The sequence below is a fragment of the Nocardia sp. NPDC004654 genome, assembly GCF_040609595.1.
Taxonomy (GTDB): domain Bacteria; phylum Actinomycetota; class Actinomycetes; order Mycobacteriales; family Mycobacteriaceae; genus Nocardia.
On record NZ_JBEXKI010000001.1, the window covers coordinates 100,833 to 116,732 of the forward strand.

Genomic DNA, 15,900 nt, shown 5'->3' on the forward strand with positions numbered 1-15,900 from the left:
ATCCGTGAGTTAACAGCGTTACGCTAACCCCGTTAACTCACGGAGGGGAGCCTCGATGCTCTATCGGATCGCACGACTGACCACGCGATACCCGCGTGCCATCCTGATCACCGCGCTGGCGCTGGTGATCGGCTGCGGTCTGTTCGGCGCCACCGCCGCCGCGCACCTGAAGTCCGGCGGATTCACCTCCGACGACGCCGAATCCTCGCAGGTAGCCAAGATGCTCGAGGACAACTTCGGCGGCTCCTCCCCCAACTTCGTACTGCTGGTGAGCGCCGAGGACGGCGTCGACAGTCCAGCCGCGCGCGCCGCGGGCCTCCGGCTGGTCGATGCCCTGCGCGCGCACGAGGACGTGCGGGCCGTCCAGTCCTACTGGACCACGCCGCCGCCCTTCTCGACCGCGCTGCGCAGCACCGACAACGGATCGAGCGCACTGATCGCCGCGTTCCTCACCGGCGACGATACCGCCGTCCAGAAGACCGCGGGCGACCTGACCGAGCAGCTCACCGGCACCGCCGACGGCATCACCGTGCGCCAGGGCGGCATCGCCGCGATCTATCACGATGTCAACGAGCAGACGACCCGTGACCTGGCCGTCGCCGAGGGCATCGCGATACCGCTGTCGATGATCGTGCTCGTTCTGGTGTTCGGCAGCCTGGTCGCGGCGTCCCTTCCGCTGGCCGTCGGCCTGTTCGCGATCGCCGCCACCCTCGCCATCCTGCGGCTGTTCACCCTGGTCACCGACGTGTCCATCTACGCGCTGAACATGACGACCGCGCTCGGGCTCGCGCTGGCGATCGACTACAGCCTGTTCATCGTGAGCCGGTACCGCGAGGAACTGGGCAACGGCCTCGACCCGACGGCGGCGACCATCCGCGCCGTGCAGACCGCGGGACGTACGGTGCTGTTCTCCGCGCTCACCGTCGCGCTGTCGCTGGCCGCGCTGAGCGTGTTCAACCTGTACTTCCTGAAATCCTTCGCCTACGCGGGCGTCGCGGTGGTCGTGACCGCTGCGGCGGCCGCGATCGTGATCCTGCCCGCCGCGCTCGTGCTGCTCGGAGACCGGGTCAACGCGCTCGACCTGCGCGTCCCGCTGCGGCGGCTGTTGCGCCGACCGGCGCCCGCGGGCCCGGTGCCGCCGGAGCAGTCCGGCTGGTACCGGCTGGTCACGGTGGTGATGCGGTACGCGATGCCGGTGGCCGTGGTGATCATCGCGCTGCTGCTCTTCCTCGGCGCGCCGTTCCTCTCGGTGAAGTTCGGCTACCCCGACGACCGGGTGCTGCCCACGTCCTCGACCAGCAGGCAGGTGGGCGACGAGCTGCGCGCGCACTTCCCGCAGGCCGACCCCGGTGCGAGCACCACGATCGTGCTGGACGGCTACACCGGCGACGCCGCGGCGGTGGGCGCCTACGCCGCGCGACTGTCCGAGCTTCCGGACGTGCCCGCCGTGCTGTCCAGCGCGGGCACCTTCGCCAACGGAGCGCGGGTCGGTATCGCGCCGCCCGGCATGGCCAACGACACGGGCACCTACCTCACCGTCGTCAGCTACGTCGATCCCTTCTCGCCGGACGGCGAACGTCAGCTGGACGCGGTCAAGGCGGTGCCCGCGCCCGCGCCCGCGCTGTACGGCGGGGCGGCGGCGGTCAACGCGGATTCGCTTGCCGCGCTGGGCGACCAGCTGCCCTTGGCGGCCGCGCTCATCGTGCTGGCGACCTTCGTCGTGTTGTTCCTGTTCACCGGCAGCGTCGTGCTGCCGATCAAGGCCTTGGCACTCAACACCTTGTCGCTCGCGGCGGCCTTCGGCGCGATGGTGTGGGTTTTCCAGGAGGGGCACCTGTCGAACCTGCTCGGCTTCACCGCGGTGGGCTACATGGTGCCGACCATGCCGATCCTGATGTTCTGCTTGGCCTTCGGCTTGTCCATGGACTACGAGGTGTTCCTGCTCTCGCGGATCCGCGAGGAGTGGCTGCGCACGCACGACAACGACCGCGCGGTCGCTATCGGCGTCGCTCGCACCGGACGGATCTTCACGGCCGCGGCGGTGCTGATGGCTATCGTGTTGGGCGCGATGGTTACCTCGAACGTCTCGTTCATGCAGCTGATGGGTCTCGGCCTGACCTTGACCGTGCTGGTCGACGCGACGATCATCCGCGCCCTGCTCGCGCCCGCCCTGATGCGCCTGCTCGGCTCGGCCAACTGGTGGGCGCCGAAGCCGCTCGCCAGGCTGCACGACCGGATCGGCCTCACCGAGGACGTCGACCACCGCACCAGCGCACGGGAACCGGAGCACGCAGGACGTTCATGACCCTTCACCGCCGACCTCGATCACCGCGCGGTTCCGGCGCCCAGTTGCGTACCGAGATCCTCACCGCCACAGTGGAATTGCTCGCACGCACCGGCCGGGCCGACGCGGTGTCGATCCGCGAGGTGAGCAAGCTGGTCGGCGTCAGCGCGCCGTCGATCTACCGGCACTTCGCCGACAAGGACGCGCTGATCGAGGCGGCGGTGGCCAAGGCCTTCGAGGATCTGGCCGAGGCTCTGCGCGCGGCCACCGACCCCACCGTGTCGCCGATGAACCGGCTGCGCGACCAGGGCCTGGCCTATGTGCGCTTCGCGCTGGAGCACCCGGAGCAGTACCGGGTGGCGACCGGGCCCACCGAGAGCGGCAGCGCGGTGGACCAGGTGCTCACCAGCGGCGCGTTCCAGCATTTCGCGACGACCGTGCGCGACTGCATGGCGGAGGGCTCGATCGCCCCCGGCGATCCGCTGCCGATCGTGCTGGACATGTGGACCGTCGCGCACGGCCTCGCCTCGCTGCTGATCGCCAAACCCCATCTGCCGTGGGGCGATCACGAGCAGCTCGCCGATCGCATCATGAGCGCGGCCTGCCTCGGGCACACGGTGCTGAACATGATCGGCGGCACGCCGAGCCCGGACGAGATCGATACCTGGCTGGACCAAAACCTCCCACAGTGGCGGAAGACATCGTGAGCGTTCGGTAACTTCTTCGCGACGCACGCCCGCGTAGAAGGAGTTACCGCCATGCCACCCACCATCGACCCCGCGGCCACCGCCTGGCTGCTCGGCAGCACCGCGCTGGTGCTGCTGATGACGCCGGGACTGGCCATTTTCTACGGCGGCATGGTGCGCTCCACCGGCGTGCTCAACATGCTGATGATGAGCTTCATCGCCATCCCGCTCGTCACGGTGACCTGGCTGTTGTTCGGCTACAGCCTGGCCTTCGGTCCCGACGCGGGCGGCGGGCTGATCGGCACCCTCGACCACGTCGGCCTGGCGGGCATCGACCCGACCACGGTGCGCGGCACGGTGCCGGAACTGCTCTACGCCACCTTCCAGCTCACCTTCGCCATCCTGACCGCGGCGCTGGTCAGCGGCGCCATCGCCGACCGGGCCAAGTTCTCCGGATGGATGGCCTTCGTGCCACTGTGGACGCTCGCGGTCTACGTGCCGATCGCGCACTGGGTGTGGGGGCCGGACGGCTGGCTGGCGAAGTTCGGCGCGCTGGACTACGCGGGCGGCTTGGTCGTCGAGATCGCCTCCGGCGCCTCCGCGCTGGCGCTCGCGCTGGTGCTCGGGCCGCGCATCGGCTTCAAGGTCGACGCCATGCGCCCGCACAACCTCCCGTTCGTGCTGCTCGGCGCGGGTTTGCTGTGGTTCGGCTGGTTCGGCTTCAACGCGGGTTCGGCGCTGAACGCCAACGGCCTGGCCGCGGCGGTGTTCCTGAACACACTCGTCGCGGGTTGCCTCGGCATGCTCGGCTGGCTCGCGGTGGAGCGGGTGCGCGACGGGCACCCGACCACGTTCGGCGCCGCCTCCGGCGTCGTCGCCGGTCTGGTCGCGATCACCCCGTCCTGCGGATACGTCGACACCCTCGGCGCGGTCGTCGTCGGACTCGCGGCGGGCACGATCTGCTCCTTCGCGGTCGGCTGGAAGTTCAAGGCCAATTACGACGACTCGCTCGACGTGGTCGGCGTGCACTTCGTCGGCGGCGTGGTCGGCACCGTGCTGATCGGCCTGCTCGCCAGCCAGGTGATGACCGGCGGCGTGGAAGGTCTGCTGTACGGCGGCGGGCTCACCCAGCTCGGCAAGCAGCTGCTCGGCGCGATCGTCGTCGCGGCCTACGCCTTCGGCGTCTCGTTCGCGCTCGGCAAGGGCATCGACAAGGTCATCGGCTTCCGGGTCAGCAAGGAGGACGAGACCTCGGGCATCGACTTCGCGCTGCACGCGGAGACCGCGTACGCCGAAGGGGTGCACGGGCATTCGCCGCGCGGGCACTTCGGTATCGGCGGCGGGCACACGCCGCACGATCGGGACGAGAGCTAGGCCGACGACCGGATGTCGCCGTCACCCACGCGGACCGACCGAATGCCCCCCGCGGTCGATCCTCGCGCACGGGCGCGAAGGCGATAGTCGGTCTGTCTCGAGGACGTCCCGGGGCGAAAGACGGCTACCAGCACGGCGGCTCAGGACACCGCGTCGGCCGAGGCCGCCCAGGCATTGCACTTCTGGACTCGGTTGTTCCGGTAGCCGTACTCGTACCAGAGACCGTAGTTCTGCTTCGATCCGTGGTCGCGGGCGTCACCGGGATCGTCACCGCGTTTGTAGTTGTCCCGCACTGCGTACTCGGCCTGGGTTCCGGTGACCGAGCCGACGTAGGCGGACGAGCCGATGAACATTCCGCCGAAGCACTGCGCGCCCAGCTCCAGGCGACGCGACAACTCCAGGCCCCGTGCGCTGCGCGGCCCAGCGTTGTACCGCTCCTCGTGCGTGCGCTTCGAAATACCGGTGATCGCCTCCACGTGGTGACCGTATTCGTGCGCGAACACCGTCAGGTAGATGATCCAGTTGTCCCCATACACGTTGGTCTGGATCTTGTCCAGCGGCATGTAGATGGTGTTGTTCATCGAGCAGTAGAACGCCGCGTAGTCGCCGCCCGAGCTGGTGCACGGCGAGACCGCGTCGACGCCACGCGCGGGGACGCTGATGTTCGGCGGCGAGAACGGCAGATTCTCGTAATCGAGCAGGTCCTTCCACATCTGCCCGAGGCACGTCGAGGCGGACTGGTAGAACGCCTGGGCCGCCGCCACGTTCGGGGCCCAGCGGGAGAACGTGCAGTGGATGTTGTTCAGTCCCGTGTCCGCGTGAGCGAACAGCGGATGGTCACCGAGCTTCGCGACCGGTTGCGGCCCCGCGGGTCTGGTCGGCGTCGCGGAAGTGGTGCGGACCGAACTGCTCGCCCTGGTGGTCGGCCGTGCCGCCGACGTGGTCGTGGCCGCCGCGGAGGTGGGCGGAATGGTCGGGGTATAGGTGTAGCTGGGCGTGTACGCCGTTGTCCTGCGGTCGTTCTCGCTCTCGCTGCTCGCCACCGCGATCGCCGCGGCGACCAGTGAGCCGACCATCAGGAAGATGCCAAGCACCCCCAGCACCGCACCGAATCCACCGCCCCCGCGTCGCGGCGGCGGGTAGGGACGCCCGTATCCCGGCGGGCCATACGGCGGAACGGCATAGCCGGGCGGGCCGTAGGGCGCCGGAGCGTGCCCGGGGTACGGGTAGCCCGGCGGCGGATATCCGGGCGGCGGCGCGTACCCGGGTGGGCCGTACGGCGGTGGATAGTGCGGCTGGCGGCCGTAACCATATGGGGGCGTGGTCATCTCAGCTCACCCGGTTGGCGGGCGCGGTGAAGGTGTTGCACTGGTTGGTGCGGTTCTTGTCGACGCCCTCTTCGAACCAGTCACCGCTGTTCGCCGAGGATCCGTGGTCGCGCGCGTCGGTCGGGCCGTCGCCGCGGCCCTGCGCGTCGCGCTTGGCGACGCCGATCTGCGCGGAGGTGAGCGCGCCGCCGTCCTCGGAGGAGCCGAGGTACATGCCGTTGAAGCACTGCGCCTGCAACTCGATTCGCCGCGAGAGCTCCAGTCCGCGCTGGCTGCGCGTGCCCGCGTCCACCCGCTCGCTGTTGGCTTTGCGCAGGATGCCGGACACGGCCTGCACGTGGTGGCCGTACTCGTGCGCGAACACCGACAGGTAGACCACCCAGTTGTCCTTGAACAGATCGGTCTGCAACTGGCTGATCGGCATGTAGATGGTCTTGTTCGCCGGGCAGTAGAACGCGGCGAAGTTGGTGGTGGTGCCGGTGCACGGCGTGGAGATACCCGCGGTGGACGCGCTGACATTCAGCGTCGGCGGCGTGAACGGCAGATTCGCCTTCTGCAACACCGGTTTCCACGCCGCTTCCAGGCAGCCCGCCGCGGTCTCGAAGAACTTGCGCGCGGTCTCGACCTGCGTGCTCCACGGGGAGTAATCGCAGTCGGCCGGGATCAGCGTCGCGTTCGGATCGGTGAGCAGCGGGTTGTTGCCCGTCTCGGCGGGGCCCTGGGAGCCGTCCGGAGTGTAGGTGAAGCTGGGCGAGGGTCCGGAGGCGCGGTCGTTGCGGTCGCTGCGAATCGCGGTGCGCACCAACGCGCCCGCCACCAGGAACACCACCACGAGCAGCAGCGAGACGATCCTGCTTCCGCCGCCCTTGCGCGGCGGCCGCGGCGGACGTCCCGGCGGGCCGTACGGCATCGGGGGCGGCATCGGCGGGCGATACCCGGGCGGCTGGCCGTAGCCGTGTGGCTGTCCGTAGCCGGGCGCCGCCGAATAGCCAGGTGGCGGACCATATCCCGGGCGCTGACCGTACCCGGGCGGCGGGCCGTAACCGGGCGGGGGCGGCGAGTAACCGGGCGGCGGGCCATAACCCGGACGCGGCCCGTAGCCGGGCGGCGGAACCTGGTGTCCACCAGGTGGAACCGGTCCATATCCGTACGGTGGTTGGGTCACTCCCCCGTACCCCCTCGCCTCAGATGATCGTCGACAGCCGCTGACGAAGAATAGCAACCTGTCTAGAGTAGGCACCCATGCTGACATTTCGGGGGGCCGCCGCGGGCGCGCTGATTCTCGCCGCCGCGGGATTGGTGGCGACCGCGCCGGGTGCCCAGAGCGAACCGACGCCCGAGGGCGTGACCATCGTCGCGGATCTGAAACTCAGCCGCGAGGGCGTGCTCGAGGTCGACGAGACGGTGACCGTGCCGCCCGGCGAATCGTTCAAGATGTCACTGCCACTTCGCCTTCAGCTGAAGGACGACGTGGAACGGCGGTTCGAGGTCACGGGTATCGACGCGCAGGGCGCGGGCACCGCGACGGTCGCCAACGATCAGTTCACCATCGACGCCAAGCCCGGCGAGTCCAGCTACAAGTACTCGATCCACAACACCGTCAGTGACGCGCCCGGCACCCAGGTCTTCCACTGGCTCGGCGTGATGAACACCGACATCGCGTCCATCAGCGCCTCCCTGATCAGCCCGAGCTACGAAATGGCCATCGTGGACTGCAAACTCGGGCCGCCCGGCAACACCAGGCCGTGCGCCGATGTGCGCATCGAGGCCGACGGCGTGCTCTGGCTGGAGCAGACCGACCTGAACAAGGGCGACGCGATCGACCTGACCCTGCAACTGCCGCCCGGCACCGTCCCCGCGAACGCCGACATCGAGGACAAAAGCGCGCCAGGTCCGTTCTCGGTGACCGGTCCGGTGCTCGCCGCCTTCGGCGTGCTGCTGCTCGCGCTGGCCGGTCTGGCGGCGTTCGTACTGCGCGCCCGTCGCGAGAACGCCGCGGCGGGAAGCGGTTCCGAAACCGTCGACCCGCTGCTGCGCGATGGCAACCAGGTGCAATTCACCTCACCGGAGGGCATCCTGCCCGGTGAGGCGGGCGTGCTGCTCGACGAGCACGCCGACGCGATCGATATCGCCGCCACCGTCGTGGATCTCGCGGTGCGGCGCTACATCTGGATCACGCCCATCGGCGAAAAGGACTGGCGCATCACCAGGGTGAACGCCGCCGACGACCAGCTGCGCGATTACGAGAAGGCGGTGTACGCGGCGCTGCTGCCGGAGGGCGCCGACGCGGTCACCGTCGCCGAATTGCGCGCTCCGGGGCGAGTGCAGGCCGAGCCGATCCGCAAGGCCATGATCGACGACGCGGTGCGCCGCGGCGCCTTCGCCGACCGGTCCCGCATCGGGCTTCCGGTCTGGGTCGGCGGTGCGTTGATCGTCGCGGGCATCGCCGCCACGGTCGGGTTGGCCGTCACCTCGGGCTCCGCGCTGGTCGGCGTCGCGATCCTGCTCGCGGGCGTGGCGACCGTGCTGATGCCGAAGTACCTACCGGTGCGCACCCAGGACGGTCGCAGGTTGGCCGGCCAGGTGCGCGCCCTGCAACGCGGTCTGGACGCCACTCGGCGCGAACAGATTCCGCCGACCGACCAGGAGACGGTGTTCTCCCGCGCGCTGCCGTTCACCGTGGTCGGCGGCCGCGCCGACAACTGGATTCGCGCGTTCCGCGACCTCAACCCGGCCGCCGACGCGCAACCCGGGCTCTACTGGTTCGGCAGCTTCGAACGCGACCAGAACCTGCACCGGTTTGCCGCCCACTTCCCGTTCTTCATCACGGCGCTCGAGGGACTGTTCACCGGATCGCCGGCCCGCTGACGCACGCCGAAGGCCGGGTTCTCCGAAGAGGACCCGGCCTTCGGCGTTTTCGACGCAATGCCACCGGCGAACGGGGCGCCGGTGTCGGTCGGCGAACGCGATCCGCTGTCGGTCGGCGATCGCCAATGGCGCTGATCGGCGAACGCGAACCGCTGCCGATCAGCGAACGCCAACAGGCGCCAACCGGCGAACGCGATCCGCTGTCAGTCGGCGAACGCGGTTCGTCGCATGGCGGCGAGCGGGTCGGCGTAGAGCGTGCTGAGCGAGGTCACCACGGCGGCGAATTCCTGGACCTTGCCGCCGAATCCGCTGATGCGGATGTCGGTGGGCGGGAGGGTGGAACTCCGCCGGAACGCCTCGGCGACGTGCGCGATGCCGGGACGGTAGCCGGTGAACGCCTGCCCGCCCAGGATGACGCGGTCCGGGTTGAGCATGTCCCGCACCAGCGCGACGGTGCTGCCGAGCATGGCGGCCCGCTCCGCGAGCAGCTCGCGCGCCGGGACCGAACCGCCCGCGGCCGCTCGGTACAGGTCCGCGATGGTCGAGCCCGCGGTTCCGTTGTACGCCGGGATGATTCCGCGCCCGACCGCCCGCGCGTGCAGGGCACGGTCACCGACGGTGACCTCCAAGCAGCCGCGCCTTCCGCAGGTGCACTCGACGTCGGAGCCGGTGGGCAGGTGCGCGATCGAACCCGGGCCGTTGCTCGGGGTGTGCACGCGGCCGTCGAGAGTGACCGCGATGCCAGCGGTTTCGCGCACGTAGAAGAACAGGCTGCTGCCGCGCTGCTGACCCTCGCGCGGTTCCGGGGTCGGCAACAGCAGTTCCGAGCCCGCCATCGCCTCGACGTGCGGCGCCACCGAGACCGGCAGCTCGAGCACGTCGCCGAGCACCGCGCCGACCTGGGCGCCCTTCCATTCCAGTTTGGGGTGGTCGACCACGCCGGTCAGCGGGTCGACGCGGCCACCGATCGCGACGCCGGCCCACAGCGGTTTTCGCCGATGCCAGCGCTGCAGAAAGGCTTTCGCGCTGCGCGCGACGGTCGTGGTCGCGAATTCCTGGCCGGTCTGCGGGGTGGCGATCGCCAGACCGCCGAGGATCCGGCCACGCAGGTCGGCGGCGACAATCTTGGTCGCGGCGGCGCCGATGTGCACGCCGAGGGTCAGATAGGTGTCGTGATCGACCTCGAACGGCACCCGGGGACGGCCGACCGCACCCGAGGTGGTCAGGTCCGGACGCTCACGCAGCAGTCCGGCGTTCAGCAGCGCCGACACCTGACGGTTGACCGTCGCGATGCTCGAACCCGTTGCGCGCGCGGCATTGTCGCGCGAGATGGGTCCGCCGGTCGCGGCGCGCAGCACGGCGGCCGCCGGGTTGTCGGAGATGCGGAGTTCCGGAGCGACGACGGGGCGCTGCACACGGACACGACCGGTGGCGACCCGCGAAGCGGATCGTTCCAGGGTAGGGATCGACATATGAAGAGTCCTTGCTGAAGTCCCGTCCGAGAAACGGGACGTGCCTACACGAGCGGCGACGAGGCAGCGCGCGCGCCGAAAAGGCGGCTCAGCTGCGACGACGGGAGCGACACAGCTCCCGCGTCAGCGGCAGCCGCAGGCCGAGCGCGGCGGTCACGTAGGTGACCCGCAAGGCGGAGGGGCTGCTGTTGGACATGCAAAAAAAGGTAACACCGAATTCACCAGCGCACCAAGCTTCCGCGATTCTCGGTGTTCGAGGACACAGCGTTTCGCCTGGTCAGCGGCGGGCACGTCGAAGCCCCGCCCACGCGAAAGGCGTTGGGCGGGGCAGTTTTCCACGGCGGTGACGACCGAGGAAGCGCGAACGGACCTACTTCGCGGGAGCGGGCGGGTTGAACGGGGCGTTGACCGTCGTGAAGTACTGGATGAGCGCCCCGATGGCGACCGGCGCCGTCACGAAGATCTGGCCAGCGATGGTGCCGAGCGCGCCGACCGCGGCCGCACCGGCGACGCAGCCGACAGCGGCGGCGGGCAGGAAGGGCCCGAACAGGCCGACGATGGTGCCGCCGACCGCCGCGCCGCCCAGGATGCCGCCGACAACGCAGCCGACCGCCGCGCCGCCGAGGCCGCCGACCAGCGTGCCGATCGTGGCGCCCATGCTGATGGTGCTGGTCAACCGGGTCCAGGCCGCGACCTCACGGTCGTACTCGGACTTCCACGGCGCCTTGTCCTCGAACGGGAGCGCGACCGGCTTGTAGGTCGCGTGGTCGAGATCGAGCTGCGGCGTCAGCGTCGCGGTGCGATCCGAGATCCGCGCCGCGATCGGGAACTCGAACTCGTCGAGCCGGAACTTCAGCGGCGTGCCCGCGACCACGGTGCCGTCCGCGGCCTTGATCTTCAGCGCGTCGTCCTCTGCGACGATCGAGCCGGCGTCGGTGCTGATGATCGCCGCGGTCTCGGTCTGCGTGGCAACGTAGTTGATGACGTCCCCGGCGGGGGTCTCCGGACCGGCGACCGCGGTTCCCGCGGTCACGCCGGTCGCCATGGTCACGAGTGCCGCGACCACGGCGAGCTTCCTGATTCTCATACGTACTGCTATCCCTCATCCGATGGAGCTGGTTCGAGGGGAAAGCATCGAGCACCGGCGCATCCGGGACGAGGGAAAAAAGCAGCGAGATTCGAATGGGCAACCGCCGAGCGAAAACCTATTTCGCCGCGGACTCCTTCGCCTCCGCCTTGATCCGCTTCTTGAACGCACGCACCTCTAGCAGGGACTGGGCGTCGGTGATGTCGGCCGCCGAGCGTCGCGAATCCTTCTCCGAATAGGCCCCGGCCGCCTTTTCCCAGCCCTTCGGGCGCACCCCGAGTTGCTTGCCGAGCAGGGCGAGGAAAATGCGCGCTTTCTGGTCGCCGTAACCGGGCAGCGCCTTCAGCCTGCGCAGCACTTCCTTGCCGTCCGGATCGCCGTTCGTCCAAATCGCGGCCGTGTCGCCGTCGTAGTGCTCGACGACGTAGCGCGCCAGTTCCTGGGTACGCCGCGCCATGGAGCGTCCGTAACGGTGGATGGCGGGCGGCGTCGCGGCCAGTTCCTCGAACGCCTCCTGATCGGCCTCGGCGATCTTGTGGATGTCGAACCCGTCCATCCGGTCGGCGATCTTCTTCGGACCGCGGAAGGCGTGTTCGAGTGGGAACTGCTGATCGAGGAGCATGCCCGTCAGCAGAGCGAACGGGTCCTCCGACAGGAGCTTGTCGGCCTCCGGTTCCTGCGCGAGACACAGTGTGACGGTCACCGTCGTTCCTTTCGGCTTGTCGGCGCGTTCCGTCCGACGATCATCTCACCCGCGTCCAACTGTGCGGTACGCCACAGCCGCGCGTAGGCTCTGGCCATGCCTCAGACGACGGCAATACCTAGGGACGGACACGCGCCCATGGACACCTATTCACTACGCCCGGATCGCTTCGACAGCGCGGGTCAGGATCAATTGGTAGACGTGCGCGACCTGCAGGCCGCGCTGCCCGGTATCCGGCGGCTGCGCACCTGGGCGCACGACGCGCTCGCGCTGCGACCCGGCGAACACGCCGTCGACGTCGGCTCCGGCACCGGCACGGAAACTCTCGCCTTCGCCGACGCGGTCGGACCGACCGGCGAGGCGGTCGGCGTCGAGCCCGATCCGCACCTGCTCGCCTCCGCCGAGCGCCGCGCGAACCAGCTGGGCTCGCGCGCGAAATTCCACTCCGGCGACGCCTACGGCATTCCCTTCGGCGCGAACACCTTCGACGCGGTGCTGTGCGAGCGCGTCTTCCAGCACCTCACCGCCCCGGGTCGCGCGGCGAACGAGATCGCCAGGGTGCTGCGTCCCGGCGGGCGCGCGGTGGTGGTCGACGTCGACTGGGACACCGCGATCGTGCACCCCGGTGACCGGCAGGTGGTCCGAGCGGTGCTGGACACACTGGTCTCGGCGACCACGAACCCGCTCTCCGGCCGCAGGCTGCCCGGCCTGCTGACCCAGGCGGGTCTGGTCATCGACGAGATCGGCTCGCACGCGCTGGTGCAGGACCGCAGCGTGGGTCCCGGCTCGCTGGTCACCCGTATCTCGGCCATGGCGGTGGCGCGGGGCGCCATCACCGAGGCGCAGCGCGACCAGCTGCTCGCCGATCTCGAGCGCGGCGCGGACAGTGGCGACATCCATCTGTCGGTGACGATGTTCGCGGTGCTGGCGCACAAGCCGCACTGAGTTCTCTCGCCAGACGTCACAGACGTTCGTTCGCCAGGGCGTCCACACACGCCGACGGCCCTCCGCACCGGGTGCGGAGGGCCGTCTTCGGTTCCGGTGGCGACTACTTGCCGAGCAGCTTCTCGGTGGCCGCCAGCAGCACGCAGGTGGCCAGGCCGTCCATCGCCTTCTCCAGTTCCGGGAGCTTCGGGAAGCTGGGGGCGATGCGAATGTTCTTGTCTTCCGGGTCGTTTCGGTAGGGGAAGGCCGAACCCGCCGCGGTCAGCGCGATGCCCGCGTCCTTGGCCAGCGCGATCACCCGGGCCGCGGTGCCCTCCAGCACGTCCAGGCTGATGAAGTAGCCGCCCTTGGGCTCGGTCCAGGAGGCCACCTTCGACGCGCCGAGCCGGTCCTCCAGGATCTTCAGCACCAGGGCGAACTTCGGCTCCAGGATCTCGCGGTGCTTCTGCATGTGCGCGCGCACGCCGTCGGCGTCCTTGAAGAAGCGCAGGTGGCGCAGCTGGTTGATCTTGTCGGGGCCGATGCTCTTCTTCGCGGCGTGCGAGAGGTACCAGTCCAGGTTCGCGGTGGAGGCGCCGAGGAAGCTGACGCCCGCGCCGGCGAAGGTGATCTTCGAGGTGGAGGCGAACACGATGGGCCGGTTCGGGTTTCCCGCGGCGGCGGCCATGCCGAGCACGTCGAACACGGGCGCGGCGGTGTCGGTCAGCGGGTGCACCGCGTAGGCGTTGTCCCAGAACAGGCGGAAGTCCGGCGCGGCGGCGGGCATCGAAACCAGTTCCCGCACAACGTCTTCGGAGAACACGACGCCGGTCGGGTTGGAGTAGTTCGGCACCGCCCACAGACCCTTGATCTGCGGGTCGGCGGCGAGCAGCTCGGCGATGCGGTGGGTGTCCGGGCCGTCGTGGCGCATCGGGATCGGGATCATCTCGAAGCCGAGCGCCTCGGTGATCGCGAAGTGCCGGTCGTAACCTGGTGCGGGACAGAGGAATTTCAGCGCGGGCTCGGCGGCCCAGCGGCGCTCGGAATCGTTGGTGCCGTACAGCATCGCGTAGGTGATGACGTCGTGCATCAGCTCGAGGCTCGCGTTGTTGCCCGCCAGCAGGTTGTCCACCGGGATGCCGAGCAGCTCACCGAAGATGGCGCGCAGTTCCGGGAGACCGTGCAGCCCACCGTAGTTGCGGCAGTCGGTGCCCGTGCCGTCCCGGTAGTCGCCGTCACCGGGCAGCGAGAGCAGTTCCGCGGAGAGGTCGAGTTGTTCCGGCGAGGGTTTTCCGCGCGTCAGGTCCAGCGTGAGCTTCTCGGTCTCGAGCGTCGCGTAGTTCGCGGTCTGGGACTCGTGTTCGGACACGAGCTCCTCATGGCTCATCAAACCGATCTGCGTTTGCCGGGGCATCCTGAGCAGCCTTTCGAAGCAGCGAAGTGGCGTGGGGTCGATGTCCGTACCGAAGTCGTCCGACCGTCGGTGGACCGTTGACCACGTTACCCGTGTGTTGCTCGGAATTGGGCCGATACCTCCGCCTGCGCTACGGGCATCCGCGGTTCGACGACAGCCGCGTCCGCTCGGCGATCTTCCGGAACTAAGGGCAAGCGCCCGATCTTCGGCATGGGCCGGAAATATAGGGGACCCCGCGCACCCGGCAGAGCCCGTTGACCCTTGCTGCCTTCCGGCCCTGGGGGAGTTCACAGGATGCGCGCCGCGCGGGATCCGTCGGCCAGTGTAGCGGGTCCCCGCCGCCCCGTCCGCACGGGGCCGAGACACCTCGCCCATCCCCGCCGCCCGCCCCCTCCGGAAACCGCCTCGACCAGCGCGAAGCCTTACCCCCCGCCCCGACGCCCGGCCCCAATTTGGTGTCCGACCGGGGGCAACCGGTATGCTGCTCCACGGAGGATTCGCCTAGTGGCCTATGGCGCTCGCCTGGAACGCGGGTTGGGTTAACGCCCTCAGGGGTTCAAATCCCCTATCCTCCGCCACAACGGCCCAGGTCGGACACGGTTTCCCGTTCCCGACCTGGGCCGTTCCGCATCTCTCGCCCGGCGAACAATTCATCCGCAGCCTGGCGAAGCTCCGCTGGGTCCGCGAGGTGAACACCGAACCGGCGCGTTCGCGCGCCCGCCTCAGCCGTCGAGCCCCATGCCCTGGGCGAGCAGCGGCCACGAGTCGTGCAGCGCCTCTTCCCAGTACGGCCAGTAGTGCGTGCCGACCGGGTTGAATTTGTAGGTCGCCGGGATGTCCAGCGAGTCGAGCCGGTTCTTCAGGTTGGCGGTGCAGCCGTTGACGGCCGCTTCGATGATCACGCCGAGGCTGAGGGTGACCGCGCCCATCGGTCCGGGTGCGGCGTTCAGGTAGTACTGGACGTCCTCCATCACCGGGATGCCGCTGCCGCTCGAGACGTACAGCAGCGTGCCGCGCAGCTTCTCCGCGTTGATCACCGGGTCGTTCGCGGCCCACAGCGGGCTCTCGGCAGGGCCGTACATGTTCTCGGTGTCGCCCCCCGCCCAGGTTTCGGTGGCCAGCTTGACGAACAGCTGCCCCATCGGGTCGGCGATCTGCGCGCACCCGCTGTAGGCAGCGACGGTTTTCCACAGGCCGGGCTTGGCCTCGGCCAGCTGCAACACCGATGTGCCCGAGGTGGAGAGACCGGCCAACGCGTTTTGTCCCGTCGAGTTCAGCGTCTGGTCGAGCAGCGGGGGCAGTTCCTCGGTGAAGAAAGTCGTCCACTTGTTCAGCCCGAGAACCGGGTCCCGCTGCTGCCAGTCGGTGTAGTAACTGCCGCGACCGCCGATCGGCAGGACGACGTTCACCGGCTTGTCGGCCAGCCATTCGAGCGCGTGCGTGGCGGCCTGCCAGCTGGCAGTTCCCTCGCCGCCATCCAGACCGCTGAGCATGTAGAGGTTCGGCGCGGGCTCGGACTCGTCGGCCGGACGCTGCACATCCACATCGATTTCGATGTCCATCGACGCCGAGTACACCTTCAGGTGCCAGGTGCGCCCCTCTTTGACGACGGAGGTGACGGCCGAGTGCTGCTGCGGATCGGCCGAAACAGTACCGCTGGTCAACGGCACGAACAGCGCGGCGGTCAGTGCTACAGCGGCGGTCCGCGGAGCGGCGATACTGCGTAGTGCGGAGAGCTTCATCGAATAGTCGATTCCAGT

General features: G+C 69.2%; 12 protein-coding genes, 1 tRNA gene and 1 other RNA gene. 6 read left to right on the plus strand and 8 right to left on the minus strand.

Translation table 11 applies throughout. The features are described 5' to 3' along the window. Window positions 1–55 precede the first annotated feature (55 nt). The 3 genes from ABZV58_RS00470 to ABZV58_RS00480 are packed head-to-tail and all read left to right on the plus strand — an operon-like array spanning window position 56 to window position 4,344. On the plus strand, window positions 56–2,305 hold the full coding sequence (locus ABZV58_RS00470; protein WP_354998047.1) for an MMPL family transporter: 2,250 nt from the start codon (window positions 56–58) through the stop codon (window positions 2,303–2,305). Then, window positions 2,302–2,991: a TetR/AcrR family transcriptional regulator gene (locus ABZV58_RS00475; protein WP_354998048.1), complete on the plus strand. Its 690-nt coding sequence runs from the start codon at window positions 2,302–2,304 to the stop codon at window positions 2,989–2,991. Before ABZV58_RS00470 ends, ABZV58_RS00475 begins: the two co-directional genes overlap by 4 nt. A gap of 51 nt (window positions 2,992–3,042) precedes the next feature. Then, window positions 3,043–4,344, plus strand: a complete 1,302-nt coding sequence (locus tag ABZV58_RS00480; protein ID WP_354998049.1) for an ammonium transporter — start codon at window positions 3,043–3,045, stop codon at window positions 4,342–4,344. A 140-nt stretch (window positions 4,345–4,484) separates the two neighbouring features. Here the strand turns inward: ABZV58_RS00480 and ABZV58_RS00485 are convergent, their stop codons facing one another. Together ABZV58_RS00485 and ABZV58_RS00490 are read right to left on the minus strand one after the other, a co-directional pair. After that, entirely contained in the window at window positions 4,485–5,672 is a 1,188-nt protein-coding gene (locus tag ABZV58_RS00485) for a neutral zinc metallopeptidase (protein ID WP_354998050.1), read from the minus strand. 1 nt (window position 5,673) lies between these two features. Continuing rightward, complete coding sequence (locus tag ABZV58_RS00490) at window positions 5,674–6,594, minus strand: neutral zinc metallopeptidase (protein ID WP_354998051.1); 921 nt, start codon at window positions 6,592–6,594, stop codon at window positions 5,674–5,676. 320 nt (window positions 6,595–6,914) lie between these two features. On the opposite strand from ABZV58_RS00490, the gene ABZV58_RS00495 reads away from it, so the two are divergent. Next, window positions 6,915–8,540: a DUF2207 domain-containing protein gene (locus ABZV58_RS00495; protein WP_354998052.1), complete on the plus strand. Its 1,626-nt coding sequence runs from the start codon at window positions 6,915–6,917 to the stop codon at window positions 8,538–8,540. Window positions 8,541–8,743: 203 nt separating this feature from the next. Here the strand turns inward: ABZV58_RS00495 and ABZV58_RS00500 are convergent, their stop codons facing one another. The 3 genes from ABZV58_RS00500 to ABZV58_RS00510 form a co-directional block, all read right to left on the minus strand. Then, a complete protein-coding gene (locus tag ABZV58_RS00500; RefSeq protein ID WP_354998053.1) occupies window positions 8,744–10,012 on the minus strand; it encodes an ROK family protein in 1,269 nt (422 codons plus the stop codon). Window positions 10,013–10,382: 370 nt separating this feature from the next. Continuing rightward, window positions 10,383–11,099 (minus strand): hypothetical protein, encoded by a 717-nt coding sequence (locus tag ABZV58_RS00505; RefSeq protein ID WP_354998054.1) that lies wholly within the window; start codon window positions 11,097–11,099, stop codon window positions 10,383–10,385. A 118-nt stretch (window positions 11,100–11,217) separates the two neighbouring features. After that, window positions 11,218–11,802 (minus strand): HhH-GPD-type base excision DNA repair protein, encoded by a 585-nt coding sequence (locus tag ABZV58_RS00510; RefSeq protein ID WP_354998055.1) that lies wholly within the window; start codon window positions 11,800–11,802, stop codon window positions 11,218–11,220. Between the two features lie 138 nt (window positions 11,803–11,940). Here ABZV58_RS00510 and ABZV58_RS00515 point away from each other — a divergent pair, with 138 nt between their 5' ends. Next, window positions 11,941–12,747, plus strand: coding sequence for a methyltransferase domain-containing protein (locus ABZV58_RS00515; protein ID WP_354998984.1), 807 nt, complete (start codon window positions 11,941–11,943; stop codon window positions 12,745–12,747). A gap of 103 nt (window positions 12,748–12,850) precedes the next feature. Here the strand turns inward: ABZV58_RS00515 and ABZV58_RS00520 are convergent, their stop codons facing one another. Together ABZV58_RS00520 and ffs are read right to left on the minus strand one after the other, a co-directional pair. Then, window positions 12,851–14,140, minus strand: coding sequence for an aminotransferase class I/II-fold pyridoxal phosphate-dependent enzyme (locus ABZV58_RS00520; RefSeq protein WP_354998056.1), 1,290 nt, complete (start codon window positions 14,138–14,140; stop codon window positions 12,851–12,853). A 222-nt stretch (window positions 14,141–14,362) separates the two neighbouring features. After that, window positions 14,363–14,457, minus strand: an RNA gene (ffs, locus tag ABZV58_RS00525) — signal recognition particle sRNA small type. Between the two features lie 173 nt (window positions 14,458–14,630). Here ffs and ABZV58_RS00530 point away from each other — a divergent pair. Beyond that, window positions 14,631–14,718: transfer RNA gene (locus tag ABZV58_RS00530), tRNA-Ser, on the plus strand. A gap of 144 nt (window positions 14,719–14,862) precedes the next feature. Here ABZV58_RS00530 and ABZV58_RS00535 read toward each other — a convergent pair. After that, window positions 14,863–15,882, minus strand: a complete 1,020-nt coding sequence (locus ABZV58_RS00535; protein WP_354998057.1) for an alpha/beta hydrolase family protein — start codon at window positions 15,880–15,882, stop codon at window positions 14,863–14,865. Between the last annotated feature and the right edge of the window lie 18 nt (window positions 15,883–15,900).